The organism is Streptomyces sp. NPDC016677, from assembly GCF_055562815.1.
On the sequence record NZ_JBVHEO010000008.1, the window covers coordinates 245,448 to 270,890 of the forward strand.

Below are 25,443 nucleotides of genomic sequence, written 5' to 3' on the forward strand. Positions count from 1 at the left end.
TGCGGCAGGTGCCTGTGCAACAAAAAACCCCTCGTGCCAAAAGGCAAGCGAGGGGAGCGCGCCGGTGTGGGTCGCTGGGATTCCGGGTCGTCCGGACGTCACCAGCTTCAGCCGACGCGCTGACCAAGTACGAGAATTCGGGTGCGCATGGGACTGACCCTCCCCCCGGCACGCACCCACTGTCAAGTGGGTGGGACGGGGGTCTCATTATGTGAGCGCAGTGCCGTGCCGCCGCCGAGGACGACCGGCACGCCGCCGGAGACCTGGCTGGTGAGGCCGGTGGTGATCCCGCTGGTGACGGTCCCGACGGCGGTCCCGACCGCCCCGCCCGCGAAGGCCGGCTCGGCCGGTCCGTGCGGCACCGGATAGCGGCCCGTGGCGAGGGCCCGGCGCAGCCGGTGCTCGTCGAGCGGTCCGGAGAACGCCATGCCCTGGCCGTGCGTGCAGCCCATCGCGCGCAGGGCGACGACCTGCTCGGGCAGGTCCACCCCGTCGGCCACGGTTTTGAGCCCGAGGTCGGTGGCGATGCGCAGCAGCCCCTTGGTGATCTTGTACTGCCGGGCGGACTCGACGATCCCCTCGACCATGGTCCGGTCGAGTTTCAGGATGTCCACGGGGAGCCTGCGCAGGGCGGTGACGGTCGCGTGGCCGCTGCCGAAGCCGTCCAGCGCGATGCGTACGCCCGCCCGCCCGAGCGCGTTCAGCCGGCGCTCCAGCTCGTCCAGGGGGACCCGGGGGTCGAGGTCGGACAGCTCGATCACCAGGGAGCCCGGCGGCAGCCCGTACCGGGTCAGCAGGGCCTCCACCGGGCCGACCGGCACCGAGCGGTCCAGCAGGCGGCGGGCGCCGATCCGGACGGTCACGGGCACGCCGACGCCGGCCGCCACCCGTTCGGCGGCCTGTTCCACGGCCTCCTGGAGCATCCACCGGTCCAGCTCGGCGGTCTTGTCGCCGGCCTCGGCCACCCTGAGGAACTCGGCGGTGGTGAACAGGACGCCCTGCGAGGACCGCCAGCGTGCCTGGGCGCGGACCGACGAGATTCGGCCGTCCGTCAGGGACACCACCGGCTGGTGCAGCAGCGCGAACTCGCCGTCGTGCAGCGCCGCCCGCAGCCGGCCGGCCAGCTCGGCCTTGCGTACGACGTCCTGCTGCATCTGCGGCTGGTACAGCTCGACGCGGCCCTTGCCGCCCGCCTTGGCGCGGTACATCGCCAGGTCGGCGTTGCGCAGCAGCTCGCCCGCGCCGAGACCGGGCTCGGCGAAGGCGACGCCGATGGAGGCGTTGACGCGGACATCGTTGCCGTCGATGAGGTAGGGCTGGGAGAGGGTCAGCCTGAGGCGGTCGGCGAGCTCCAGGATGTGTCCCTCGCGGGCGGCCCGGTCCCGGGTGCCGTCCCCGATGATCAGGGCCGCGAACTCGTCGCCGCCCAGCCGGGAGGCGGTGTCGCCCTGACGGACCGCCTCGTGGAGTCTGCGGGCGGCCTGGACGAGCAGTTCGTCCCCGGCCTGGTGCCCGATGGTGTCGTTGACGGCCTTGAAGCCGTCGAGGTCGATGAAGAGGACCGCGGTGCCGCGCAGGTGGGCGCCCCGGTCGGAGGCGCGGCGGCCGGACAGGGCCTGCTGGACGCGCTTGGTGAACAGGGCGCGGTTGGGCAGGTCGGTGAGCGGGTCGTGCTCGGCGTTGTGCTGGAGCTGCGCCTGGAGGCGCACCCGCTCGGTGACGTCACGGCTGTTGAAGATCAGTCCGCCGTGGTGCCGGTTGACGGTGGATTCGACGTTGAGCCAGCCTCCCCCGCCCCCGGCCCCGCCGGAGCGGAAGCGGCACTCGATGCGGGTGGTGGGTTCCACGACCGGGTCGGCGGCGAGGAAGCGGCGCACCTCGTGCACCACGCAGCCCAGGTCCTCCGGGTGGATGAGATCGGCCAGTTCGCCGCCGACCAGTTCCTCGGCGGGGCGTCCGTAGACCCCGGCGGCGGCCGGGGAGACGTAGCGCAGGATGCCGTTGGGAGCGGCGATCATGATGACGTCGCTGGAGCCCTGCACCAGCGAGCGGAAGTGGTTCTCCTTCTGGGCCAGTTCCTGGGTGAGGGTGATGTTGTCGAGCAGCATGATGCCCTGGCGCACCACGAGGGCGAGGACGACCGTGCCGCCGGTGAGCAGGACGACGCGGTCGACGCTGTGGCCGTTGAGCACGTTGTAGAGGATGCTCAGGGTGCAGACGGCGGCGGCGAGGTAGGGCGTGAGGGCGGCCAGCGACCCGGCGATGGGCCGGGCGGCCGGGTAGCGGCCGTGCTCGCCGCCCGGGACGGGGGCCGGCCGGTGGGCGGTGACGCGCTGGCCGGGTACGTGCTCGTGCACCACGCGCGTGTGCCCGTCGGGTTCGTCCGCGCGGCCTGTGCGACCCGCGCGGTCCGTGCGGTCTGTCGGGTCTGTTCGGTCCGTGCGGTCGGGGCTGTCGGCGGTCCGCCGCTGTCCGTGCCGCGGGGCGGCCCAGGGGGCGTACGCCAGCAGCAGCGAGCCCGCGAACCAGCCCGCGTCGAGCAACTGGCCCGAGCGGTAGTCGTTGTGCAGCAGCGGTGAGGTGAACAGGGCGTCGCACATCACCGTCAGGGCGAGCGCGCCGATCGCGGTGTTGACCGCGGACCGGTACACCGGTGAGCGCCGGAAGTGCAGCGCGAGCACAATGCTGACCAGGGCGATGTCGAGCAGCGGGTACGCCAGCGACAGCGCGGTGTGCGCCACGCTGGAGCCGTCCGCCTCGGCGGCCTGGGCGAGCGCCAGGCTCCAGGCCAGGGTCAGCAGCGAGCCGCCGATCAGCCAGGCGTCGAGGCCCAGGCAGACCCAGCCGGCCTTGGTCACCGGCCGTTTGGCGAACACCAGCAGGCCGACGATGGCGGGCGGCGCGAAGCACAGGAAGAACAGGTCCGCGTAGCTGGGATCGGGCACGGGCCGCCGCAGGACGACCTCGTACCATCCCCAGACCACGTTGCCCGCGCAGGCCATCGTCGAGGAGAGGGCGAACAGCAGCCAGGCCGGCCGGAAGCGGACATGGCGGGCGCGGGCGTAGAGGAAGCAGGAGACGGCCGCGACGGCGGCCGCGACGGCGAGGCCGAAGTCGCCCATGAACAGGGCGAGCCGGTGGGAGCCCCAGCCGAGCGCGGAGCCGACGGCGTACGCCGCGCAGACCGCCGCGAGGAGCAGTTGGCCGGCCAGCCCGGGGCGGCCGTCACCGGCCGACGGCCGGGCGGGCCAGGCCGGCACGGAGTGCGCCCGGGACGCCGCGTCCAGGGTCGGGGCGGGAGGGGGTGGCAGCATCACCGGGACCTCCCGATCCGCGTCGCGCCCGGGACCCCCGGGTCCCGGTGCGCCGAGCCGGCCTGGCCGCTACGGCCGCCGCACCCGCGCTGATGGTGACTGTGGTCGTGGTGACGACTGCCGCCGTGATGGCTGTCGCCGTGACGACTGTCGCCGTGATGGCTGTTGCCGTGATGGCTGTAGTCATGATGGCTGTAGTCGTGATGGCTGTGGTCGTGGTGATGGCCGGGATGGCCGTGCCGACCGCCGTGGTGGCCGTGGCGACCGCGTTCGCGGGCCGCCGTGCACCAGGGCCGTCGGCGGCGGCTCCGCCGCGTCGGATCGTTGGTCCATAGGCCGTGCATCGCCCGTCGCCCCCCTCACAGTCTCCATGTCCGTCCCCGGCGCCGAACGGTGCGCGGCGCAACCCCTGTCGGACGATACACCAGTATCGTCACTCAGGGACATAGGTTCTCTACGCTCCGTGACGACCAGCGGATATGCGGGTACCCACTGCTCCCGACAGAACGCGGAGGGTGCCCGAAACGGATTGCGCCGTTGTCACCACGCGCGCGCCGTGCGTGCCGTCACGGCGCGCAAAACGCGCCGGGGCACTCGGCGCCGCGCGTCACGCGCCGGGATCTCCCGTCGTCAGGATCACGTTGCGCAGCGGCTCCTGGTTCACGAAACGGGTCAACTGATCGGCCAGCAGACGCTTCGCGCGCGGCAGGAAGGCGGACGTGGGCCCGCCGACGTGCGGGCTGATCAGCACGCCCGGCGCCTGCCACAGCGGGTGCCCCGGCGGCAGCGGCTCGGGGTCGGTGACGTCGAGGGCGGCGGTGAGGCGGCCGGTGGTCAGCTCGGCGAGGAGCGCCCCGGTGTCGACCACGGGCCCGCGGGCCACGTTGACCAGCAGGGCGCCGTCCTTCATCCGGGCCAGGAACCCGGGGTCCACCAGGTGCCGGGTGTCCTCGGTGAGCGGCGTGGAGAGGATGACGACGTCCGCCTCCGGGAGCAGGGCGGGCAGTTCGGCGAGTGGGTGCACCGGGCCGCGCGCCGTGGTGCGTGCGGAGCGCGCGACGCGCGCCACCCGCGCCACCTCGAAGGGCACGAGCCGGTCCTCTATCGCCGCGCCGATCGCGCCGTAGCCGACGATGAGCACGTTCTTGTCGGCGAGCGCGGGCCGGAAACCGCCGTGCCACTCGCCCTTGTCCTGGGCCCGGACGAAGTCGGGGACGCCGCGCAGCGCGGCGAGGGTCAGGGTGAGGGCCAGTTCGGCGGTGCTGGCCTCGTGCACGCCGCGGGCGTTGCAGAGCCGGACGCCGGGCCCGATCACCGACAGCCGCCCCATGACGTCGTCGACGCCGGCGGTCAGCGTCTGGACGACCTGGACGCGGCTCAGGTGCTCCAGCGGCCGGACCCGTACCGGATGCGGCTTCATGTACGGCACGACGTAGAACGCGCAGTGCGCGGGATCGCCGGGGAAGTCCCGTCGGCCGTCGTCACCCCCGTCCCAGAACAGGTACCGGGGTCCCTCGGGGAGCCCGTCGATCTCGTCCGGCGGGATGGGCAGCCACACGTCAGCAGTCATGCCAGGAGGCTATGTCAGGGGCCTTGACCGGCAGAGGTTAGGTTGGGGTGGCCACAAGAGGGAGGGTCACGACCACGTGGAGCGCAGGACGATCGGCGCGGCGGCACTCGCGGTGGGGGCCGTCGGCCTCGGGTGCATGCCGATGAGCTGGGCGTACAGCACCTCCCGGCAGCGCGGCGGCGAGTCGCTCAGGGCGGTGCACCGGGCGCTGGACCTGGGCTCCTGTCTGCTGGACACCGCCGACATGTACGGCCCGTTCACCAACGAGCTGCTGCTGGGGCGGGTGTTGAGGGAGCGGCGGTCCGACGCCTTCGTGTCGACCAAGGTCGGTCTGCTCGTCGGCGACCAGCACATCGTGGCCAACGGCCGCCCCGGGTACGTGAGGCGGGCCTGTGACGCGTCCCTGCGCCGCCTGCAGACCGACGTGATCGACCTCTACCAGCTGCACCGGGCCGACCCCGAGGTCCCGGTGGAGGAGACCTGGGGCGCGATGGCGGAACTGGTCCGGGCCGGGAAGGTGCGGGCGCTGGGGCTGTGCGCGGTGGGTGCCCGGTCGGCGCGGCGGGCCGGGGCGCGGCTGCACGACGGAACGATCCGGCAACTGGAGCGGGTGCAGCAGGTGTTCCCGGTGAGCGCGGTGGAGGCCGAGCTGTCGGTGTGGTCGCCGGAGGCGCTGGAGGCGCTGCTGCCGTGGTGCGCGGCGCGCGGGGTCGGGTTCCTGGCGGCGATGCCGCTGGGCAACGGCTTCCTGACCGGCACGCTGACGCCGGGCGAGGGCTTCGAACCGGACGACCTGCGCGCCCGGCACCCCCGCTTCACCGCGGAGATGATGGCGGCCAACCAGCCGATCGTGGCCGGGCTGCGCCGCGTCGCCGCCCGGCACGGCGACGGGGTGACGCCCGCGCAGGTGGCGTTGGCCTGGGTGCTGGCGCAGGGCGGGCAGGTGATCCCGGTGCCGGGCACCAAGCAGGAGCGCTGGGTGACCGAGAACGCCGCCGCGGCCGGGCTGCGGCTGTCCCCCGGGGACCTGGCGGAGGTGGGCGCCCTGCCGAGGGCACTGGGCTCCTGGGAGTGAGGGACCGGGCGTACGGAAGGGTCCGCGCGGGAACCTGTGGGGCACGGGCGGGGTTCGTCACTGTGAGGACCCACCGCGTCGAAGGGACCGTGATCGTGCGACGTCGAGCCGTACCGGCCGCGCTGACCACCGCCGTGCTGCTGCTGGTGGCCGGCTGCTCCTCCGACGACGGGGACGGTGAGGGCGCGGCCGGCTGGAACGAGCGGACCACCCCCGGCCGTACGGCGTCGGCCGCGACCGCCGGACAGGCGCCGCCCGCCGAAGGCTCGGTCGAGGTGACCCGTACGGTCGCCACTGGTCTGGACAGCCCCTGGGGCCTGGCCCCGCTGCCCGACGGCGACCTGCTCGTCTCCTCCCGGGACGAGGGCACGATCACGCGGGTCGACACCGCCACCGGGAAGAAGACGGAACTGGGCGAGGTGCCCGGGGTGTCACCGGCCGGGGAGGGCGGCCTGCTCGGCATCGCGCTCTCCCCCGACTACGCCGCCGACCGCACGGTCTACGCCTACTACACCTCCGCCTCGGACAACCGGATCGTGCGGATGCTGTACGACGCCGGCAAGCCGTCCGGCGAGCAGCTCGGCGCCCCGGACACGGTGTTCAGGGGCATCCCCAAGGGCTTCGTCCACAACGGCGGCCGGATCGCCTTCGGCCCGGACAAGCTGCTGTACGTGGGCACGGGCGAGAGCGGTGACACCGGTCTGTCCCAGGACGAGGAGTCCCTCGGCGGGAAGATCCTGCGCCTGACCCCCGAGGGCGAGCCGGCGCCCGGCAACCCGTCCTCCGGCTCCCCCGTCTACTCCTGGGGGCACCGCAATGTCCAGGGACTGGCCTGGGACGCGCGGCGGCGCCTGTTCGCCGCGGAGTTCGGCCAGGACACCTGGGACGAGCTGAACGCGATCACACCGGGCGGCAACTACGGCTGGCCCGAGGCCGAGGGCGAGTCGGACGACGACGCTTTCCGTGACCCGGTGTCGCAGTGGAGCACCGACGAGGCGTCCCCGAGCGGCATCGCGTACGCCGGGGGGTCGGTGTGGATGGCGGGGCTGCGGGGCGAGCGGCTGTGGCGCGTGCCCCTGGACGGCACGGAGGAGGCGGCCGAACCGCAGTCCTTCCTCCGGGGCGAGTACGGCCGGCTGCGCACGGTCGTGGCGGCGGGCGACGGGAAGCTGTGGCTGGTGACCAGCAACACGGACGGGCGGGGCGATCCGGAGCGGGGGGACGACCGGATTCTGGAGCTGGAGGTGAGGTAGACGGCGCCGGTCACTCGTCCGCGGATCCGGCCTCCGGCCGCTTCGGGGGCCGTACGACGACCTTCCCGGAGCCGAGGTCTATCGGGCCGTACCCGGGGTCGCCGTCGCCGACGTCCTCCCGGGTCAGCGCCAGCCTGTTCTGCTCGTCCCGGGTGTGTTTGCGGCCGGGTGCGAACAGTTCCTCGAAAGCGTTGAACACGTGACCTCCTCGGCCGGTGTTCCCCAGCGTACGTCCCGCCCCGCCGTACGGGAGGGGCCCCGGACACACGCGGGGCCCCGGGACGTCCGGCGCTCCGCGCGCGCCGGGTGCCCCGGGGCCCCTCCGGTCCGTACGGGCGTCAGCTCACGGACGGCACGGCCAGCAGGATGTCGGTGTACGTCAGCACGGCCAGGAGCAGACCGATCACGCCCAGGGCGACGCCCGCCCAGGAGACCGACTTGATCCACAGGGCCTGCGGCCGGCCGGGCGCGCCGAACGCGGGCCGGACCAGCACCACGACGCCGACGAGCAGCGCGAACAGCGCGAACAGGCCGCTCCACAGAGCGGTGGCGTGCCAGGCGTCGCCGTAGCCCCGCTCCAGCAGGGTCTGCACGCTCGACGAGGAGGAGGCGGACGATTCGAGCTGGGCGAGGAGGTTCTTCCTGGCGCTGGCGATGGTGCCCGTCCAGCTCCCCGTCAGGGACACGACGCCGAGCGCCGCGGAGACGACCGCCCCCGCGCCCTGCCCGGCACCGGGCGTCTTCTCGGCGGCCGGCTCGGTCTCCTCAGCCGTCTCGTCCGCTTCGGCCGCCGCGGTCTCCCCCTCCGTGGTCTGCGGCTCCTCCTGAGCCTCGGGGGCGTCGGTGACGTCGGTCCTGTCCTCGTCCGCCTTCGTCGCGGCGCCGGTCTCGTCCACTGTCTTCGTTCCCATGTCTCGCACCGTACGGACGCTCTCTGAGAGGTCCCTTAATGATCGTTGTGAGAGGTACGCGCGCGTGCCGCACGCCACTGAGGCGCGAGCACGGCCCATATCTCCATGTCCTGGCGCACCCCACGGTACGGGTTGCTCTCCCGGAGCACGCCCTCGCGGGTCAGGCCGAGCCGCCGGGCCGCGTTGACGCTGGGGAGGTTGGCGGAGGAGGCGTGCCATTCCACGCGGTGCATCCCGCGCTCGTCGAAGGCCCAGTCGATCAGGACGCGGGCGCCGCGGTTGACCAGGCCCTTGCCGGTGCCGGCCGGTTCCAGCCAGCAGCCGATCTCGCAGACGCCGGTCTTGGCGTCGAAGACGCGGAAGAGGAGTCCGCCGACCAGCTTGCCGTCCAGCCACAGCCCGTGCAGGAAGCCGCTGTCGGCGGCGCGCTTCTCGGCGTACACGGTGAGCAGTGCCCGCGCGGAGGCGGTGTCGGTGGCCTGTGTCCCGAACGGGATGTGCCGGGTGATGAACTCCCGCCCCCGGTCGAGGTGGGCGAGGAACTCCTCGGCGTGCCAGGGCTCCAGCGGACGCAGTTCGGCTCCGTCGTCACCCAGCGGTATCGCGTACATCCTGCTGCCGCTCCTTACGCAGTTGTGCCACTACGCCGGTGAGCCTCTCATGCGCGGCCCGGCACTCGGGCGGTTCGATGCTGATCCGGGGCAGCCGGGCCGCCAGCCACTGGGGCAGCCACCAGTTGGCGCGGCCCAGCAGGTGCATCAGGGCGGGCACCAGCAGGGTGCGCAGGACGAAGGCGTCCAGGGCGACGGCGGCGGCGAGCGCGATGCCGAACATGGCGATGACGCGGTCGCCGGTGAGGACGAAGGCGAGGAAGACGGAGATCATGATGACCGCCGCGGAGTTGATCACCCGGCTGGTCTCGGCGAGTCCCACCCGGACCGCGCGCCGGTTGTCGCCGGTCTCCAGCCACTCCTCGTACATGCGGCTGACCAGGAAGACCTGGTAGTCCATGGAGAGTCCGAAGAGGACCGAGACCATGATCACGGGGAGGAAGGGCTCGATCGGGCCCGCGCTGCCCAGGCCCAGCGCCTCGCTCCCCCAGCCCCACTGGAAGACGGCGACGACGACGCCGAAGGACCCGGCGACGGCGGCGATGTTCATCGCGGCGGCCTTCAGCGGGATGCCGACCGACCGGAAGGCCAGCAGGAGCAGCAGACAGCCGAGGCCCACGACGACGCCGACGAAGACGGGGAGTTTGCCGACGATGACGTCGGCGAAGTCGTCGTACCCGGCCGTCACCCCGCCGACGTGGACGTCGAGCGCGGTGCCCCGCTCGGCGCGCGGCAGCACCTCGGTGCGCAGCCGGTCCACGAGGTCGCTGGTGCGCGGCGACTGCGGGGCCGACTCGGGGACGACGGTGAGGTACCCGGTGTCCCCGCCGGAGCCGAAGGTCACCGGTGTCACCGAGGCGACGCCCTCGGTGGCCCGCAGGGTGGCGTCGAGGTTGTCCAGGGCGAGCCGGTCCTCGGCGCCGCCGACCTCGGTGACCAGGGTGAGGGGGCCGTTGACGCCGGGGCCGAACCCTTCGGCGACCAGGTCGTAGGCGGCCCGGGTGGTGGTGCCCCGCGGGTCGTTGCCCTGGTCGGAGGTGCCCAGGCGCAGGCCCAGGGTGGGCAGGGCCAGGACGGTGACGACGAGGAGGGCGGCGGCGCCGAGGGCCTTGGGGTGGCGTTCGACCAAGGCCGACCAGCGGGCCGCGAACCCGGTGGGCAGTTCGGGCTCGGGTCCGCGCTCGGCCAGCCGGCGGCGCTCGCGGCGGCTGAGGGCGCGGGGGCCGAGGAAGGAGAGCAGGGCGGGCAGCAGGGTGACGGAGGCCGCGACGGTGAGGACCACGGTCAGCGCGGCGGCGACGGCGACCCCGTTGAGGAAGCCCAGCCGCAGGACCAGCATGCCGAGCAGGGCTATGCAGACGGTGGCGCCCGCGAAGACGACCGCGCGGCCGGTGGTCCGTACGGCGTTCACGGCCGCCTCGGCGGGGCTCAGGCCGCGTTTGAGGCCGCGCCGGTGCCGGGTGACGAGGAACAGCGCGTAGTCGATGCCGACGCCGAGCCCGATCAGCAGGCCCAGCATCGGCGCGAAGTCGGCGACGGTCATGACATGGCCGAGCAGGGTGATGCCGGCGTAGGCGGTGCCGACGGAGACCAGCGCGGTGGCGATGGGCAGCAGCGCGGCGGCGAGGGAGCCGAAGGCGAGGAACAGGACGAGGGCGGCGACGGCCACGCCGACGGCCTCGGCGAGGTGTCCGCCGGGCGCCTCGGTCACCGCGACGGCGCTGCCGCCCAGTTCGACCTGGAGCCCGTCGGTGGCGGCGGCCCGGGCGGTGTCGGCGACGGCCCGGGTGTCGGCCTCGGCGATGTCCTCGGCCCGCTCCTCGAAGGCGACGGTGGCGTAGGCCGTGTGGCCGTCCTCGCTGATCCTGCCCGTGCCCCGGTCGTCGTAGGGGCCGGTGACGGCGGCGACGCCGGGCAGGGCGGCGATGTCGTCGAGCGTGCCGGTCATGGTCTGTTCGACGGCGGCGGACCGGACGCTGCCGGACTCGGTGTGCCAGACCACGGTGACGCTGTCGCCGCCGACTCCGGGGAAGCCGGCGGCGAGGAGTCCGGCGGCGCGGCTCGACTCGGTGCCGGGCACCTCGTAGTCGTTGGAGTACGAGGGACCGGTGACGACCGCGGCGGTGGCGGCGGCGGCGAAGGCGAGCAGCCACAGCAGGACGGCGACGAGGCGGCGTCGGACACACCAGCGGGCAAGTGCTGCCACGAACCTGCTCCCAGAATGTCTGATGGTGGATCTTTGGTCAGGAACAGTCGCTCATCGACCGAACAGCCTGCAAAGAACGCATGAGTGAGGCGATGACACTCTTACAGGGAGAAATGATCCTTGGCATGGTTCGTGGGTTTACTCACAAAACTGGGGGCGCGTCGTGTCCGACGCGCCCCCGGGGCTCACAACGAGGAGCGGATCAGCCCTCCTCGACCCCCAGCTTCTGGAGGATCAGTTCCTTGACACGGGCCGCGTCCGCCTGACCGCGCGTCGCCTTCATGACGGCGCCGACCAGCGCGCCGGCCGCGGCGACCTTGCCGGACTGGATCTTGGCGACGATGCCGGCGTTGCCGGCGATCGCCTCGTCCACGGCGGCCGACAGCGCGCCCTCGTCCGACACGACCTTCAGACCGCGCTTGTCGACGACCTCGTCCGGGGTGCCCTCGCCGGCGAGGACGCCCTCGATGACCTGGCGGGCCAGCTTGTCGTTCAGATCGCCCTTGGCGACCAGCTCGGTCACCCGGGCCACCTGCCGCGGCGTGATGGCCAGCTCGTCCAGCGGCTTCTGCGACTCGTTGGCGCTGCGGGCCAGCTCGCCCATCCACCACTTGCGGGCGGAGGCCGCGTCGGCCCCGGCGTCGATGGTGGCGACGATCGGATCGAGGGCGCCGGCGTTGAGGATCGCCTGCATGTCGGTGGCCGAGATGCCCCACTCCTCGCGGAGCCGGTTGCGGCGCACCAGCGGCAGCTCGGGGAGCTGGGCGCGGATCTCCTCGACCCACTCGCGGGCGGGGGCGACCGGCACCAGGTCGGGCTCCGGGAAGTACCGGTAGTCCTCGGCCTCCTCCTTCACGCGGCCCGAGGTCGTGGACCCGGTGTCCTCGTGGAAGTGGCGGGTCTCCTGGATGATCGTGCCGCCACCGCTCAGGACGGCCGCGTGCCGCTGGATCTCGAAGCGGGCCGCGCGCTCCACGGACCGCAGCGAGTTGACGTTCTTCGTCTCGGAGCGGGTGCCGAACTTCTCGGTGCCGTGCGGGCGCAGCGACAGGTTGACGTCGCAGCGCATCTGCCCCATCTCCATGCGGGCTTCCGACACGCCGAGTGCCTTGATGACCTCGCGCAGCTCACGCACGTACGCCCGCGCGACCTCCGGCGCACGCTCCCCCGCGCCCTCGATCGGCTTGGTGACGATCTCGATGAGCGGGATGCCGGCGCGGTTGTAGTCGAGCAGGGAGTGGGACGCGCCGTGGATACGGCCGGTGGCGCCGCCGACGTGGGTCGACTTGCCGGTGTCCTCCTCCATGTGGGCCCGCTCGATCTGGACGCGGAAGGTCTCGCCGTCCTCCAGCTGTACGTCGAGGTAGCCGTCGAAGGCGATCGGCTCGTCGTACTGGGAGGTCTGGAAGTTCTTCGGCATGTCCGGATAGAAGTAGTTCTTCCGGGCGAAGCGGCACCACTCGGCGATCTCGCAGTTCAGCGCGAGGCCGATCTTGATGGCGGACTCGACGCCGGTCGCGTTGACGACCGGGAGCGCGCCGGGCATGCCGAGGCAGACCGGGCAGGTCTGGGTGTTCGGGTCGGCACCGAGCGCGGTGGAACAGCCGCAGAACATCTTGGTCTTGGTGCCGAGTTCGACATGGACCTCAAGGCCCATGACGGGGTCGTACGACGCGAGTGCGTCCTCGTACGACACCAGGTCGGTCGTGGTGGTCACGGTGAAACTTCCCTCTCAGCCCAGCAGGACGTCGTCGTCGCCCAGCCGCTTCAGCTCGCGGTAGAGGATGGCGAGGCCGGTGACGATGGCGGCGGCGGACACGGCGGCGTCGACCAGGCGGAGCGTGTCGCTCTCGGTACGGGCGAGCTTCGCCTGCTTGGCGACGCTGAACGCGCCGAACGCGGTGGTGGCCATGGACAGGTACAGGCCGTTCTTGGACTTCTTGAAGCCCTTGGCCTTCGACAGCTTGCTCACAGCGACGGTGCCTCCTCGATCAGCGGGTGGCCCCACTTTTCCACGAAGGCGGCCTCGACGGCGGCGCCGACCTTGTACAGCCGGTCGTCCTTCATGGCGGGGGCGATGATCTGCAAGCCCACCGGCAGGTTGTCCTCCGGCGCCAGGCCGCAGGGCAGCGACATGGCCGCGTTGCCCGCGAGGTTGGTGGGGATGGTGCACAGGTCGGCGAGGTACATCGCCATCGGGTCGTCGGCGCGCTCGCCGATCGGGAAGGCGGTGGTCGGGGTCGTCGGGGAGACGATCACGTCGACCTGCTCGAAGGCCTTCTCGAAGTCGCGGGTGATGAGCGTACGGACCTTCTGCGCGGAGCCGTAGTACGCGTCGTAGTACCCACTGGACAGCGCGTACGTGCCGAGCATGATGCGGCGCTTGACCTCGGGGCCGAAGCCGGCCTCGCGGGTCAGGGAGGTGACCTCCTCGGCGGAGTGCGTGCCGTCGTCGCCGACGCGGGCGCCGTAGCGCAGGCCGTCGAAGCGGGCGAGGTTGGAGGAGCACTCGGACGGGGCGATCAGGTAGTACGCCGACAGGGCGAGGTCGAAGGACGGGCAGTCCAGCTCGACGATCTCGGCGCCCAGCTCCTTCAGCAGCTCGACGGACTCGTCGAACCGCTGGATGACGCCGGCCTGGTAGCCCTCGCCGCGGAACTGCTTGACGACGCCGACGCGCATGCCCTCGACGCTGCCGTTGCGGGCGGCCTCGACGACCGGCGGGACGGGCGCGTCGATCGACGTGGAGTCCATCGGGTCGTGCCCGGCGATCACCTCGTGCAGCAGGGCCGCGTCCAGGACCGTACGGGCGCAGGGGCCGCCCTGGTCGAGGGAGGAGGAGAACGCCACCATGCCGTAGCGGGAGACGCCGCCGTAGGTCGGCTTGACGCCGACCGTGCCGGTGACGGCCGCGGGCTGGCGGATGGAACCGCCGGTGTCGGTGCCGATGGCCAGCGGCGCCTGGAAGGCGGCGAGCGCGGCGGAGGAACCGCCGCCGGAGCCGCCGGGGATCTTGGTGAGGTCCCACGGGTTGCCGGTCGGCCCGTACGCGCTGTTCTCCGTCGACGATCCCATGGCGAACTCGTCCATGTTGGTCTTGCCGAGGATGACGACGTCGGCGGCCTTCAGCTTCTTGGTGACCGTCGCGTCGTAGGGCGGAAGCCAGCCTTCGAGGATCTTCGAGCCGACGGTCGTGGGGACGCCCTCGGTGGTGAAGATGTCCTTGAGCGCGAGGGGGACGCCGGCCAGCGGGCCGAGCTTCTCCCCGCGGGCGCGCTTCTCGTCCACGGCGCGGGCCTGGGCGAGGGCGCCCTCGCGGTCGACGTGCAGGAAGGCGTTCACCTTCTCGTCGACGGCCTCGATGCGGGCCAGGTGGGCCTCGGTGACCTCGACGGCCGTCAGCTCGCCGGAGGCGATCTTCGCGGCGATCTCGGCCGCGGTGAGCTTGATGATGGGGCTGTCCGTCATGGCGGGTTACTCCTCCCCCAGGATCTGCGGCACCTTGAAACGCTGCTGCTCCTGGGCCGGGGCGCCGGAGAGCGCCTGCGCGGGCGTGAGCGACGGACGGACCTCGTCCGGCCGCATGACGTTGGTCAGCGGGAGCGGGTGCGAGGTCGGGGGTACGTCTTGGTCGGCGACCTCGCTGACGCGGGCGACCGCGCCGATGATGTCGTCCAGCTGTCCCGCGAAGTGATCGAGCTCTTCGGGCTTCAGCTCCAGACGCGCCAGCCGGGCGAGGTGGGCGACCTCCTCGCGCGTGATGCCAGGCATGCAGCGTTCCTCTGGGGTGAGAGTGGGTGTACCGGTGTATCGGTGTGTCGCCCAATCCTATGGGGCGGCGCCCGCTCGCCGTTAAACGGTTTGCCGGTCAGACGGCGAAGAGCAGGCCCGCGCTGACCAGGACGACGATCGCGGTGGCGAAGTGGATGCCGAAGGCCACCGCCCTCGTACCGCCGTGGCGCAGCACGATCAGGGTGTCGCCGAGCGGCGCGATCACCGCGGCCAGCATGAACCAGGCCTCCGCGCCCGCGGCGAACGCCAGCAGCGCCAGCCCCACCGCGCCGAGCGTGGCGTCCCTGACCCCCTTGACGGCCAGGTAGGCGGGGTCGCCGTCCGGCTTGGCGGGCACGCCGTACCCGGCGGCGGCGAGCCGGGGCCGGAGCAGGAAGCGGGCCCCGATGAAGAGGATGAAGAGGTTCAGGACGACGGCCAGGGTGTAGGCGGTCACGGTCATGGCACTGCCCCTTTGCTAGCAACGCTAGATACCCGAGCGACACTAGACCTGTCGACGGCAGGATGTCTAGCGCTGCTAGAATCCGGGTCATGTCGATCCAGACGCGCCGGGAGCGCGAACGAGCGGAGCGGGAGCGGCTGATCGTGGCCGCCGCGCGGGAACTGGCCGAGGCGGAGGGCTGGGACGCGGTGACCACACGGCGGCTGGCGGCCGAGATCGAGTACAGCCAGCCCGTCCTCTACAGCCACTTCAAGGGCAAGGACGCCATCATGGCGGCGGTGGCGGAGGAGGGGTTCGCGGAACTCGCCGCGGTGCTGCGGGCGGCCCGTACCGGGGCTCCGGAGGGCCGGGCGGCGCTCGCCGCGGTGGGCGAGGCGTACACGGCGTTCGCGCGGCGCAGGCCCGCCCTGTACGACGCCATGTTCACGCTCACCGTGGGGCTGCCGTTCGCCACTCCGGAGGCCCCGGCGGCGCTGCGGGAGGCGTTCGAGGAACTGGCGGGGGCGGTGACGCCGGTCACGGCCGAGGGCGACGACGCGAGCCCGCTCACCGAGACCTACTGGGCCGGCCTGCACGGCCTGGTCACCCTGATGCGCAGCGGCCGCCTCCCGGAAGAGGCCCACGACCGCCGCCTGGCCCTGCTCTGCTCACGCTTCTAGCGGTACGGGAGTGCGGGCGCCCCTCCGAGGTGCGGAACCGCCAGCGCGCGGAACCGGGCGACGAGCCACGACGGACCGGCGCCCGGCAGCGGACCGTACCCGCCCTACTCCTCCACCGCCGCCGGCAGCGCGGCGGCCGGCCGCTGCCAGCCCCGGGACCCCCGCGCCCGCAGCCAGGCCGTCGTCTCGTCCGGCGGCATCGCGGCGGCGACCAGCCATCCCTGCACCGCGTCGCAGCCGAGGTCCCGCAGCCGCTCCCACGTCTCGTCGTCCTCGACGCCCTCGGCGACGACCAGCAGCCCCAGGGAGTGCGCGAGGTCGACCGTGCACCGCACGATCTCCGCGTCCTCGGTGTCGACGGCCAGCCGGGCCACGAAGGAGCGGTCGATCTTCAGCTCGCTGACGGGGAGCTTGCGCAGGTGGACGAGGGAGGAGTACCCGGTGCCGAAGTCGTCCAGGGACATCTTCACCCCGTGCCCGGTCAGCCCGGCCAGGGTGTCGGCGGCGCGCTGCGGGTCCTCCAGGAGGACGTGTTCCGTGATCTCCAGCTGGAGCGCGCCCGCCGGGACGCCGTGCCGGGCGAGCCGCGCGGCGACCAGGCCGGCGAAGCCGGGCGCGTGCACGTCCCGCGGGGAGACGTTGACCGCGACCGGCACGAACAGGCCCTGCGCCCGCCACCGGGCGACCTGGGCGAGCGCCGTCTCCAGCACGTACTCGGTCAGATGGGGCATCAGCCCGGAGGACTCGGCGATGGCTATGAACTCGTCCGGCGGCACCTTGCCCCGCTCGGGGTGCACCCACCGCACCAGCGCCTCCAGGCCCGCGACCTGCCCGTCGAAGCGGACCTTGGGCTGGTAGTGCAGCTCGACCTCCCGGGCGTCCAGGGCGCGGCGCAGGTCGCCGAGGAGACCGAGGCGGTCCGGGGTGTTGGAGTCCCGCTTGGACTCGTAGACCTCGACGCCCGTACGGTCCCGCTTCGCCTGGTACATCGCCACGTCCGCCCGGCGCAGCAGCCCTTCGGCGTCCAGGCCGTGGTCGGGGAAGACGGCGACCCCGGCGCTGGCCTCCAGAACCAGGGTGAGTCCGTCCAGGTCGAGCGGGGAGCTGAGGGCGCCGACCAGGCCGCGGGCTACCCGGGTCGCGGACGTGGTGGAGTCGGTGACGGGCAGCAGGACGGCGAACTCGTCGCCGCCGAGCCGCGCGGCCTCCGCCCCGCGCGGCAGCGCCGCCCGCAGCCGGTCGGCGATCTGGAGCAGCAGCCGGTCACCGGCCAGGTGACCGAGGGTGTCGTTGACCGACCGGAAACGGTCGAGGTCGATCAGCATCAGGGCGGTACGGGCACCGATCCGCTCGGCGTCGTCCAGCGCGGTCCAGATGCGTTCCTGGAGCCACTGCCGGTTGGGCAGTCCGGTCAGCGGGTCGCGGAGTTGCTCCTCGGCGCGGGCGCGGGCGATCCACAGGGTGGAGTCGAGGGCGATCAGCGGGATCGCGAACAGAGGCAGCAGCACCGGCTGCGCGAAGGCGACGACGCAGATCAGCGGGGCGATGCCGAGCAGGGCGACCGCGACCAGGCCCTGTCTTGCCAGGGCGGTGCGGGCGATGGTGGGCAGGCCGGGGCGGGGGGTGTGCAGGTACCAGAGCAGGGTGCGGGTGACGGCGAGGTAGGCGACGGCGACCAGCACCACCTTGGGCGCGGCGGCGACCGTCCAGGTGTCCGGGGCCCAGGGCGTCTCGACGGACGGGGCGGCGCCGCAGGCGGCCAGCAGGGCGGCGCCGGCGGCGATGCCGAGGATGTCGACCGCGCCGTGCAGCACGCCTTGGCGCCAGCGGCCCCGGCGGGCGACGCCGACCAGGACGACGACGGTGAGGCTGACCATGCCGGCCGGGACCCAGCCGTAGAGGAGCAGCACGGCGAGGGTGAGGGCGGCGCCGGAGCCGGTGCCGCCCCACCAGCGGGCGCGGCCGAGCAGGACGAGGTGGCCGACGACGATGCCGGTCAGCAGGGCCAGCGCCCAGCCGGCCGCGCCGGACGGGAAGAGCGCGTGCCCGTCGGTGAACGCCCGGTAGAACCCGGCGCCCAGGACGAACCCGGCCGCCGCGACGACCGCCGCGGGCAACGCGGGCCAGGACAGGTGCCGTTCGGTGTCGGTGTCCGGCGGTCCGGAGGGGTGCCCGGCGCCACGGCCGGCCGGCGCGCCCCGGGCGGTGCGCCCCTGGCCGCCGCCCTCCTGAGAAGGCCGCCCGGCCCACCGGCGCGCACGCGCCGCGTCCCACAGGCGACGCGGGCGCAGCCGTGAGCCCGGGGCGGCGCTCTCGGTCGGTTCCATTCCCGTCCCTCTCACAGCCGGCGGTGCCCACGCCACGCGGCCCGGTGCCCGGAGGGGGGCCGCCGACGGTTCCGCGTGGGAAAGTCCGTATCCCGGCCCCTTCGGAGCACGGGCAGTGCCCCGGCCGCGGCTGGGCACGGCAGGCGCACGTCCCAACAGTAGGCCGCAGAAGGCTTCCACGGGCACCGGTCGTCGACGGTTGCCCGATTGCGCCCCGGCCACCCTTATGCAACTGATATGCGCTGAACGGGTGGCCTTCAACCGCTATTCCTCAGCCGAAAGCGCGACGTCCGAAGCGGCTTCGGGCCCCTGTTCGAGCAGGACGTCGAAGCCGTCCTCGTCGAGCACCGGGACCTTCAGTTGCATCGCCTTGTCGTATTTCGACCCGGGGTTGTCGCCCACGACGACGAACGAGGTCTTCTTCGACACCGAACCGGTCACCTTGGCGCCCCGGCTCTGCAGGGCCTCCTTGGCGCCGTCCCGGGTGTAGCGCTCCAGGGTGCCGGTGACGACGACGGTGAGGCCTTCGAGCGGGCGCGGCCCCTCGTCCTCGCCGGAGGACTGCTCCTCCAGGGGGACGCCGGCCGCCTTCCACTTGCGGACGATCTCGCGGTGCCACTCCTCGGCGAACCACTCCTTGAGGGAGGCGGCGATGATCGGCCCGACCCCGTCGGCATGGGCCAGCTCCTCCTCGCCGGCCTGCTCGATGCGGTCCACGGAGCGGAACTGGCGGGCGAGTTCCCGCGCGGCGACCGGTCCGACGTGCCGGATGGAGAGCCCGTTGAGGAACCGGGCGAGGGGGCGGGTCCTGGCCTCCTCGATGTTCTTCAGCAGGGCGAGGGCGTTCTTCTTCGGCTCGCCCTTCTGGTTGGCGAAGACCGTGACGACCTTCTCCTCGCCGGTCTTGGGGTCGCGCTTGGGCAGCCCGCTGACCGGGTCCAGGACGTACGCCTTGATGGGCAGCAGTTTCTCGATGGTGAGGTCGAACAGGTCGCCCTCGTCGACCAGCGGCGGGTCGGCCGGCTCCAGCGGCTGGGTCAGCGCGGCGGCGGCGACGGCCCCGAAGTGCTCGATGTCCAGGCACTCACGGCCGGCGAGGTAGGTGACGCGCTCGCGCAACTGGGCGGGGCAGCTGCGCGCGTTGGGGCAGCGCAGGTCGATGTCGCCCTCCTTCATGGGGCGCAGCGGCGTCCCGCACTCGGGGCACTCGGCCGGCATCACGAACTCCCGCTCGCTGCCGTCCCGCAGGTCCGCGACGGGCCCGAGGATCTCCGGGATCACGTCACCGGCCTTGCGCAGCACCACCGTGTCACCGATGAGGACGCCTTTGGCCTTGACGACCTCCTGGTTGTGCAGCGTGGCGAACTCCACCTCGCTGCCGGCCACGGTGACCGGCTCGACCTGGGCGTAGGGCGTGACCCGTCCGGTGCGGCCGACGCCGACCTTGATGTCGACGAGCTTGGTGTTGACCTCTTCGGGCGCGTACTTGTAGGCGATGGCCCAGCGGGGGGCGCGGGCGGTGGAGCCGAGCCGGCCCTGGAGGCGGATCTCGTCGAGCTTGACGACGACGCCGTCGATCTCGTGCACCACCGAGTGCCGGTTCTCGCCGTAGTACGCGATGAACTCGTGGACCTCGGCGAGGGTCTCGACCGCCCGGTTGTACGGGGAGGTGGGCAGGCCCCAGTCCTTGAGGAGGCCGTACGCCTCGGAGAGGCGGGTCAGGCCCGCGTACCCCTCCAGGACGCCGATGCCGTGGACGACCATGTGCAGGGGGCGGCTCGCGGTGACGCGGGGGTCCTTCTGGCGCAGCGAACCGGCCGCCGCGTTGCGCGGGTTGGCGAAAGGCTTGTCGCCGGCCTCGACCAGACGGGCGTTCAGCTCCTCGAACTTCTCCATCGGGAAGTAGACCTCGCCGCGGATCTCCACGAGGTCGGGGACCTTGTCGCCCGTCAGCCGCTCGGGGATGCCGGCGATGGTGCGGACGTTGGGGGTGATGTCCTCGCCGGTGCGGCCGTCGCCGCGGGTGGCGGCGCGGACCAGGCGGCCGTGCTCGTAGGTGAGGTTGACGGCGAGGCCGTCGACCTTCAGCTCGCACAGGAAGTGGAACTTCTGCTCGCCCAGTTCCTTGTGGAGGCGCTCGGCCCAGGCGGTCAGCTCCTCCTCGTTGAACGTGTTGTCCAGGGAGAGCATGCGCGAGCGGTGCTCTACGGCGGTGAACTCCGTCTCGTAGGAACCGGCGACCTTCTGGGTCGGTGATTGAGGGGTGCGCAGCGGCGGGTACTCCTCCTCCAGCGCCTCCAGGTCGCGCAGCAGCCGGTCGAAGTCCGCGTCGCTGATGACGGGGGCGTCCTTCACGTAGTACCGGAAGCGGTGCTCCTCGATCCGCTCAGCGAGCTGAACGTGCTTCTCCCGTGCCTCGGCGGGCACGTTCGTCGTCTCCGCTTGCTTGTCGCCGGCCACCGTGTATGTCCTCCCGTTACTCTGGGTTGTCCGCGAGGGATCTCGCCGCCCGGACGCAGTGGGCGAGGGCCCGCCGCGCGTACTCGGGGGACGCGCCCGCGAGTCCGCACGCCGGAGTCACCGTGACCGCGTCCGTGAGAAGCCCCGGATGCAGCCCCAGCCTGCGCCACAGCGTCCTGACACCCGAAACGCTACCGGCAGGGTCTGACAACGGGCCCCCGGCGGACGGCACGACACCGGCGAACAGCCGGGTGCCGCCCTCCACGGCCTCCCCGATCACCTCGTCGTCACGCTCGGTGAGCAAGGAGAAGTCGAAGGAGACGCCGTCCACGCCGGCCCGGCGCAGCAGGGCGAACGGGACGTCGGGCGCGCACGAGTGGACCACGACCGGGCCGTCCCCGTGCACCCCGGCGACGTCGCGGAGGGCCGCCTCGACGACCTGCCGGTCGGAGGCCCGGTGGGTGCGGTAGCCGCTGGCGGTCCGCACCTGGCCGCGCAGTACGGCGGTGAGGGACGGCTCGTCGAGCTGGAGCACGAGGGTGGCGCCGGGAATGCGGCGGGCGACCTCCGCGAGGTGCTCGCGCAGCCCCTCGGCGAGGGAGGCGGCGAGGTCACGGCAGGCCCCGGCGTCGGACAGCACCGCCTCGCCATTGCGCAGCTCCAGCGCGGCGGCCAGCGTCCAGGGGCCCACGACCTGCACCTTCAGCGGGCCCTCGTAGCCCTGGGTGAACTCCTCCAGGGCATCGAGGTCCTCCCGCAGCCAGGACCGGGCCCGCTTGGTGTCCCGGCCCGGCCGGTCGCCGAGCCGCCAGCCGCTGGGCTCCACGCGCGCGTACAGCTCGACGAGCATCCCGGCGGTGCGCCCGATCATGTCGGCGCCGGGCCCGCGGGCGGGCAGCTCGGGCAGGAACGGGAAGTCCTCGAAGGTGCCGGTGACGGTCTTGACGGCCTCGCGCGCGTCCTGCCCCGGCAGGGACCCGACGCCGGTGGCCGCACCGAACCTGATCTGGCTGTTGTCGCTCACCCCAGCAGCCTACGGAACGTACGGCGCCGCGCTCACCGCCCGGGGCGCACCGTCAGGTCGTTGACCTCGGCGTCCCTGGGCAGGTCCAGGGCCATCACGATCGTCGTGGCGACCGACTCGGGGTCGATCCAGCGCGCCGGGTCGTACTCCTTGCCCTCCTGCTGGTGCACCTTGGCCTGCATCGGGCTCGCCGTGCGGCCCGGGTAGACGGAGGTGACCCGGACCCCGCCCGCGTGCTCCTCGTGGCGCAGGGAGTCGGCGAGGGCCTTCAGGCCGTGCTTGGAGGCGGCGTAGGCGGCCCACTCGGCGTGGGCGTTGAGCCCTGAGCCGGAGTTCACGAAGATCACGTGCCCCTGGGCGGCGCGCAGCTGCGGCAGCATCAGGCGGGTCAGTTCGGCGGGCGCCACGAGATTGACGTTGAGCTGGTGGCGCCAGGACTTCGGGGTCAGCTCCCCGACCGGGCCGAGGTCGACGACGCCGGCGATGTGCAGCAGGGAGTCGACCCGGTCCGGCAGCGACTGGTGGGACAGGGCCCAGGACAGCTTGTCGGGGTCCGCCAGGTCGCCGACCAGGGTGCGGGCGCCCGGGAACCCGGCGGCCAGTTGCTTGGCGCGGCCCGCGTCGCGCGCGTGCAGCACGATCTCGTCCCCGCGCGCGTGCAGGCGGCGGGCGACGGCCGCGCCGATGCCGGAGCCGGCTCCGGTGATCACATGTGTAGCCATGCCGCCATGCTCGCATCACCGCCGGACCGTTCCGCGCCCCGGGCGGCTCAGGCGACGCCCCGGCTCTCCTCCAGGCAGGCCAGCGCGCCGACCGGTTCCTCGGCGAAGAACACCAGCTCGCCCAGGGGGCGCGGCAGGAACCCCTCGTCCTCCATCCGGCGGAACTGCTGCTTGAGCCCGTCGTAGAAGCCCGCGGTGTTGAGCAGGACGACCGGCTTGTCGGTGTGCCCGTGCTTCTTCAGCTCCAGGATCTCGGTCGCCTCGTCGAGCGTCCCGGTACCGCCCACCATGATCACCACGGCGTCGGCCTTCTCCAGCAGCAGCCGCTTGCGTTCGGCCAGGTCCCGGGCGACGATCATCTCCTCGACGCCCTCGCGCGCCTTGGCCGCCAAAAACTCCACGGAGACCCCGCACAGCCGCCCGCCGGCCTCCTGCACCCCATCGGCGACCACCTTCATCAGCCCGACGTCCGAGCCGCCCCACACCAGCGTGTGCCCGCCCTTGCCGAGCAGGGTGGCGAACTCCTTGGCGGGACGTGTGTAGCGCTCGTCGAGGTCGGCGGCGGAGAGGAAGACGCAGATGTTCATGGGGCAACGGTACGGCTCCGTCCCAGCGGGGAAGAAGTCGGTTTCGCGGCGCGCTGTCACCAAGGACACCGCCCATCGAGGAGGACGATCGTGACCACCGGACACCGCATCACCGTGGAGCCCAGCGACCGGCACGTGCGCGTGACGCGCGACGGACAGGTCCTGGCGGAGAGCGACGAGGCCCTGCTCCTGCGGGAGACGGGCTGCCCCGACCGCTACTACATCCCCTCACTGGACGTACGCGTGGACCTGCTGACGCCGTCCCGCACGACGACCCACTGCCCCTTCAAGGGCGACGCCGTCTACTGGTCGCTGCCGGACGCCCCGGACTCCGTCTGGGCGTACCCGGACCCCAAGGAGGAGGTCCAGCAGATCAAGGACCACCTGTGCTTCTACGACGTGGAGGTGTCGTGACCGGTTGACCTCGCGCCGTAGGGCAACCTGCACAGGCATGGAGAAGACACAGTCACGCGACGGCACCCCGCTCGCCCACACCCGCACCGGGGCGGGTCCCGCGCTCGTCCTGGTCAGCGGCGCCCTGTCGACGGGCGCCACGCTCGCGCCGCTGGCCGCCGCGCTCTCGGACCGCTTCGAGGTCCTGGTGTACGACCGCCGGGGCCGCGGCGAGAGCGGCGACACGCCGCCCTACGCCGTCGACCGCGAGGTCGAGGACCTTGCGGCGCTGATCGGGACGCTGGGCGGCGAGGCGTGCCTGTACGGCATCTCGTCCGGCGGCGCGCTGGCCCTGCGGGCCGCGGCGAGCGGGCTGCCGGTGCGGCGGGTGGCGGTCTACGAGGTGCCGTACGCGAGGGACGACGCCGCCGTCGCGGCCCGCGCGGAGTACACCGAGCGGCTGACCCAGGCGCTGCGCGGCGGCCGGCGCGGGGACGCGGTGGAGCTCTTCCTGCGCCTCACCGGCCTGGGCGAGGACGTCATCGGCAGGGCCCGTCAGTCCCCCATGTGGGCGGGCCTGGAGTCGGTCGCGCCCAGCCTGGCGTACGACGACGCGGTACTGGGTGACGGGCGCCCACCGCGCGAGGCGCTGGCCGGAATCGGCGTGCCGGTGCTGGCCCTGGCGGGCGGCGCGGGCACGGCGTCGATGCGCGCGGCGGCCCGGGAGATCGCTCAGACGGTGCCTGACGGCCGGTACGCGGAGCTGGCGGGCCAGAGCCACATGGTGGAACCGGGGGTGCTGGCGCCGGTGCTGGCGGAGTTCTTCGCGGGGGACTGAGCGCACCCTGGACTCCCGGCGGTCGGGCGGGCGCGTCGCCACCCGCGCTGCGTCCAGGAGGCCGGCCCGCCGCGCCGAGCACCGGCTCGCACCGGGTCAGACCGACGCCGTCGCCCGCGCGGTCGAGGCGATCGTCGCCGAGCCCACCACGCGCGTGCCGTCGTACAGGACGACCGCCTGGCCGGGGGCCACCCCGCGGACCGGCTGCTCGAAGACGACCTCCAGTTCGCCGTCGATCAGTTCGGCGCGGACCGGGGTCTCCTCGCCGTGGGCGCGGAGCTGGGCCGTGTAGGTGCCGGGGCCGGAAGGAGCGGCGCCGCACCACCGGGGCTTGATCCCGCGCAGGGCGTTCACGTCCAGGGCGTCGGCGGGGCCGACCGTGACCGTGTTGGTCACCGGGGAGATGTCCAGGACGTAGCGCGGCTTGCCGTCGGGGGCGGGGGTGCCGATGCGCAGGCCCTTGCGCTGGCCGATGGTGTAGCCGTAGGCGCCCTCGTGGGTGCCCAGCTTGTTGCCCGCCTCGTCGACGATGTCGCCCTCGGCGCGGCCGAGGCGGTCGGCGAGGAAGCCCTGGGTGTCGCCGTCGGCGATGAAGCAGATGTCGTGGGAGTCGGGCTTCTTGGCGACGGCGAGGCCGCGCCGCTCGGCCTCCGCGCGGATCTCGTCCTTGGTGGTGACCGTGTCGCCGAGCGGGAACATCGCGTGCGCGAGCTGGCGGTCGTCCAGGACGCCGAGGACGTAGGACTGGTCCTTGGCCAGGTCGGAGGCGCGGTGCAGTTCGCGGGTGCCGTCCTCCTTGACGACGACCTGGGCGTAGTGGCCGGTGCAGACCGCGTCGAAGCCCAGGGCCAGCGCCTTGTCGAGGAGCGCGGCGAACTTGATCTTCTCGTTGCAGCGCAGGCAGGGGTTGGGGGTGCGGCCGGCCTCGTACTCGGCGACGAAGTCCTCGACGACGTCCTCACGGAAGCGGTCGGCGAGGTCCCACACGTAGAACGGGATGCCGATGACGTCCGCGGCGCGGCGGGCGTCGCGGGAGTCCTCGATCGTGCAGCAGCCCCGCGCGCCCGTGCGGAAGGATTGGGGGTTGGCGGAGAGCGCGAGGTGGACGCCGGTCACGTCGTGCCCGGCCTCGGCGGCGCGGGCGGCGGCGACGGCGGAGTCGACCCCGCCGGACATGGCGGCGAGGACACGGAGAGGGCGGCGGGTGCGCTGCGGGGTGTCGTCAGTCATAACTCCTCCAGGGTACGGGGGTCCGGGAA

At 72.8% G+C, this 25,443-nt stretch carries 22 protein-coding genes; 5 read left to right on the plus strand and 17 right to left on the minus strand.

Going from position 1 to position 25,443, the window contains the following annotated elements:
- Window positions 1–182: 182 nt before the first annotated feature.
- Entirely contained in the window at window positions 183–3,314 is a 3,132-nt protein-coding gene (locus ACZ3IG_RS22835; RefSeq protein ID WP_467434286.1) for a putative bifunctional diguanylate cyclase/phosphodiesterase, read from the minus strand.
- Between the two features lie 607 nt (window positions 3,315–3,921).
- On the minus strand, window positions 3,922–4,884 hold the full coding sequence (locus ACZ3IG_RS22840) for a 2-hydroxyacid dehydrogenase (protein WP_467434287.1): 963 nt from the start codon (window positions 4,882–4,884) through the stop codon (window positions 3,922–3,924).
- Window positions 4,885–4,960: 76 nt separating this feature from the next.
- On the opposite strand from ACZ3IG_RS22840, the gene ACZ3IG_RS22845 reads away from it, so the two are divergent.
- Together ACZ3IG_RS22845 and ACZ3IG_RS22850 are read left to right on the plus strand one after the other, a co-directional pair.
- Window positions 4,961–5,959, plus strand: coding sequence for an aldo/keto reductase (locus ACZ3IG_RS22845; protein WP_467434289.1), 999 nt, complete (start codon window positions 4,961–4,963; stop codon window positions 5,957–5,959).
- Between the two features lie 95 nt (window positions 5,960–6,054).
- Window positions 6,055–7,212 carry a PQQ-dependent sugar dehydrogenase gene (locus ACZ3IG_RS22850; protein ID WP_467434290.1) on the plus strand — a complete coding sequence of 386 codons (1,158 nt, stop codon included), beginning with the start codon at window positions 6,055–6,057 and terminating at the stop codon, window positions 7,210–7,212.
- Between the two features lie 10 nt (window positions 7,213–7,222).
- Here ACZ3IG_RS22850 and ACZ3IG_RS22855 read toward each other — a convergent pair whose 3' ends face one another.
- From ACZ3IG_RS22855 to ACZ3IG_RS22895, 9 genes are all read right to left on the minus strand, one after another.
- Complete coding sequence (locus tag ACZ3IG_RS22855) at window positions 7,223–7,411, minus strand: DUF6191 domain-containing protein (RefSeq protein ID WP_467434291.1); 189 nt, start codon at window positions 7,409–7,411, stop codon at window positions 7,223–7,225.
- Between the two features lie 139 nt (window positions 7,412–7,550).
- A complete protein-coding gene (locus ACZ3IG_RS22860) occupies window positions 7,551–8,123 on the minus strand; it encodes a hypothetical protein (RefSeq protein ID WP_467434292.1) in 573 nt (190 codons plus the stop codon).
- 35 nt (window positions 8,124–8,158) lie between these two features.
- Window positions 8,159–8,734: a GNAT family N-acetyltransferase gene (locus tag ACZ3IG_RS22865; RefSeq protein ID WP_467434293.1), complete on the minus strand. Its 576-nt coding sequence runs from the start codon at window positions 8,732–8,734 to the stop codon at window positions 8,159–8,161.
- Window positions 8,712–10,940 (minus strand): MMPL family transporter, encoded by a 2,229-nt coding sequence (locus ACZ3IG_RS22870; RefSeq protein WP_467434295.1) that lies wholly within the window; start codon window positions 10,938–10,940, stop codon window positions 8,712–8,714. Before ACZ3IG_RS22870 ends, ACZ3IG_RS22865 begins: the two co-directional genes overlap by 23 nt.
- 202 nt (window positions 10,941–11,142) lie before the next feature.
- Window positions 11,143–12,657: an Asp-tRNA(Asn)/Glu-tRNA(Gln) amidotransferase subunit GatB gene (gene gatB / locus ACZ3IG_RS22875; protein WP_467434296.1), complete on the minus strand. Its 1,515-nt coding sequence runs from the start codon at window positions 12,655–12,657 to the stop codon at window positions 11,143–11,145.
- A 15-nt stretch (window positions 12,658–12,672) separates the two neighbouring features.
- Window positions 12,673–12,912: a hypothetical protein gene (locus ACZ3IG_RS22880; RefSeq protein ID WP_215166631.1), complete on the minus strand. Its 240-nt coding sequence runs from the start codon at window positions 12,910–12,912 to the stop codon at window positions 12,673–12,675.
- On the minus strand, window positions 12,909–14,408 hold the full coding sequence (gene gatA, locus ACZ3IG_RS22885; RefSeq protein WP_467434297.1) for an Asp-tRNA(Asn)/Glu-tRNA(Gln) amidotransferase subunit GatA: 1,500 nt from the start codon (window positions 14,406–14,408) through the stop codon (window positions 12,909–12,911). Before gatA ends, ACZ3IG_RS22880 begins: the two co-directional genes overlap by 4 nt.
- Window positions 14,409–14,414: 6 nt before the next feature.
- On the minus strand, window positions 14,415–14,711 hold the full coding sequence (gatC, locus tag ACZ3IG_RS22890) for an Asp-tRNA(Asn)/Glu-tRNA(Gln) amidotransferase subunit GatC (RefSeq protein WP_023546575.1): 297 nt from the start codon (window positions 14,709–14,711) through the stop codon (window positions 14,415–14,417).
- 97 nt (window positions 14,712–14,808) lie between these two features.
- Window positions 14,809–15,174, minus strand: a complete 366-nt coding sequence (locus tag ACZ3IG_RS22895; protein WP_467434298.1) for a DUF4267 domain-containing protein — start codon at window positions 15,172–15,174, stop codon at window positions 14,809–14,811.
- A gap of 89 nt (window positions 15,175–15,263) precedes the next feature.
- Here ACZ3IG_RS22895 and ACZ3IG_RS22900 point away from each other — a divergent pair, with 89 nt between their 5' ends.
- Entirely contained in the window at window positions 15,264–15,833 is a 570-nt protein-coding gene (locus ACZ3IG_RS22900; RefSeq protein WP_467434299.1) for a TetR-like C-terminal domain-containing protein, read from the plus strand.
- 104 nt (window positions 15,834–15,937) lie between these two features.
- Here ACZ3IG_RS22900 and ACZ3IG_RS22905 read toward each other — a convergent pair whose 3' ends face one another.
- From ACZ3IG_RS22905 to ACZ3IG_RS22925, 5 genes are all read right to left on the minus strand, one after another.
- Entirely contained in the window at window positions 15,938–18,160 is a 2,223-nt protein-coding gene (locus ACZ3IG_RS22905; protein WP_467434300.1) for a putative bifunctional diguanylate cyclase/phosphodiesterase, read from the minus strand.
- Window positions 18,161–18,424: 264 nt separating this feature from the next.
- On the minus strand, window positions 18,425–20,620 hold the full coding sequence (gene ligA / locus ACZ3IG_RS22910; protein WP_467434302.1) for an NAD-dependent DNA ligase LigA: 2,196 nt from the start codon (window positions 20,618–20,620) through the stop codon (window positions 18,425–18,427).
- Window positions 20,621–20,636: 16 nt separating this feature from the next.
- Window positions 20,637–21,644 (minus strand): methionine synthase, encoded by a 1,008-nt coding sequence (locus ACZ3IG_RS22915; protein ID WP_467434303.1) that lies wholly within the window; start codon window positions 21,642–21,644, stop codon window positions 20,637–20,639.
- A gap of 32 nt (window positions 21,645–21,676) precedes the next feature.
- Window positions 21,677–22,366 carry an SDR family oxidoreductase gene (locus tag ACZ3IG_RS22920; RefSeq protein WP_467434304.1) on the minus strand — a complete coding sequence of 230 codons (690 nt, stop codon included), beginning with the start codon at window positions 22,364–22,366 and terminating at the stop codon, window positions 21,677–21,679.
- 47 nt (window positions 22,367–22,413) lie between these two features.
- Window positions 22,414–22,953, minus strand: coding sequence for an LOG family protein (locus tag ACZ3IG_RS22925; RefSeq protein WP_467434306.1), 540 nt, complete (start codon window positions 22,951–22,953; stop codon window positions 22,414–22,416).
- Between the two features lie 90 nt (window positions 22,954–23,043).
- Here ACZ3IG_RS22925 and ACZ3IG_RS22930 point away from each other — a divergent pair, with 90 nt between their 5' ends.
- Together ACZ3IG_RS22930 and ACZ3IG_RS22935 are read left to right on the plus strand one after the other, a co-directional pair.
- On the plus strand, window positions 23,044–23,367 hold the full coding sequence (locus ACZ3IG_RS22930; RefSeq protein WP_215166622.1) for a DUF427 domain-containing protein: 324 nt from the start codon (window positions 23,044–23,046) through the stop codon (window positions 23,365–23,367).
- A 37-nt stretch (window positions 23,368–23,404) separates the two neighbouring features.
- Window positions 23,405–24,184, plus strand: coding sequence for an alpha/beta fold hydrolase (locus ACZ3IG_RS22935; protein ID WP_467434307.1), 780 nt, complete (start codon window positions 23,405–23,407; stop codon window positions 24,182–24,184).
- A gap of 96 nt (window positions 24,185–24,280) precedes the next feature.
- Here ACZ3IG_RS22935 and mnmA read toward each other — a convergent pair whose 3' ends face one another.
- Entirely contained in the window at window positions 24,281–25,414 is a 1,134-nt protein-coding gene (gene mnmA / locus ACZ3IG_RS22940; protein WP_467434309.1) for a tRNA 2-thiouridine(34) synthase MnmA, read from the minus strand.
- Window positions 25,415–25,443 lie beyond the last annotated feature (29 nt).

Excerpts from the sequence above, each read along its gene's own strand:
- ACZ3IG_RS22835 (WP_467434286.1), bottom strand. The coding sequence starts at position 3,314 with ATGCTGCCACCCCCTCCCGCCCCGACCCTGGACGCGGCGTCCCGGGCG.
- ACZ3IG_RS22840 (WP_467434287.1), bottom strand. The coding sequence starts at position 4,884 with ATGACTGCTGACGTGTGGCTGCCCATCCCGCCGGACGAGATCGACGGG.
- ACZ3IG_RS22860 (WP_467434292.1), bottom strand. The coding sequence starts at position 8,123 with ATGGGAACGAAGACAGTGGACGAGACCGGCGCCGCGACGAAGGCGGAC.
- ACZ3IG_RS22865 (WP_467434293.1), bottom strand. The coding sequence starts at position 8,734 with ATGTACGCGATACCGCTGGGTGACGACGGAGCCGAACTGCGTCCGCTG.
- gatA (WP_467434297.1), bottom strand. The coding sequence starts at position 14,408 with ATGACGGACAGCCCCATCATCAAGCTCACCGCGGCCGAGATCGCCGCG.
- gatC (WP_023546575.1), bottom strand. The coding sequence starts at position 14,711 with ATGCCTGGCATCACGCGCGAGGAGGTCGCCCACCTCGCCCGGCTGGCG.
- ACZ3IG_RS22895 (WP_467434298.1), bottom strand. The coding sequence starts at position 15,174 with ATGACCGTGACCGCCTACACCCTGGCCGTCGTCCTGAACCTCTTCATC.
- ACZ3IG_RS22900 (WP_467434299.1), top strand. The coding sequence starts at position 15,264 with ATGTCGATCCAGACGCGCCGGGAGCGCGAACGAGCGGAGCGGGAGCGG.
- ACZ3IG_RS22905 (WP_467434300.1), bottom strand. The coding sequence starts at position 18,160 with ATGGAACCGACCGAGAGCGCCGCCCCGGGCTCACGGCTGCGCCCGCGT.
- ACZ3IG_RS22920 (WP_467434304.1), bottom strand. The coding sequence starts at position 22,366 with ATGGCTACACATGTGATCACCGGAGCCGGCTCCGGCATCGGCGCGGCC.
- ACZ3IG_RS22925 (WP_467434306.1), bottom strand. The coding sequence starts at position 22,953 with ATGAACATCTGCGTCTTCCTCTCCGCCGCCGACCTCGACGAGCGCTAC.
- ACZ3IG_RS22935 (WP_467434307.1), top strand. The coding sequence starts at position 23,405 with ATGGAGAAGACACAGTCACGCGACGGCACCCCGCTCGCCCACACCCGC.
- mnmA (WP_467434309.1), bottom strand. The coding sequence starts at position 25,414 with ATGACTGACGACACCCCGCAGCGCACCCGCCGCCCTCTCCGTGTCCTC.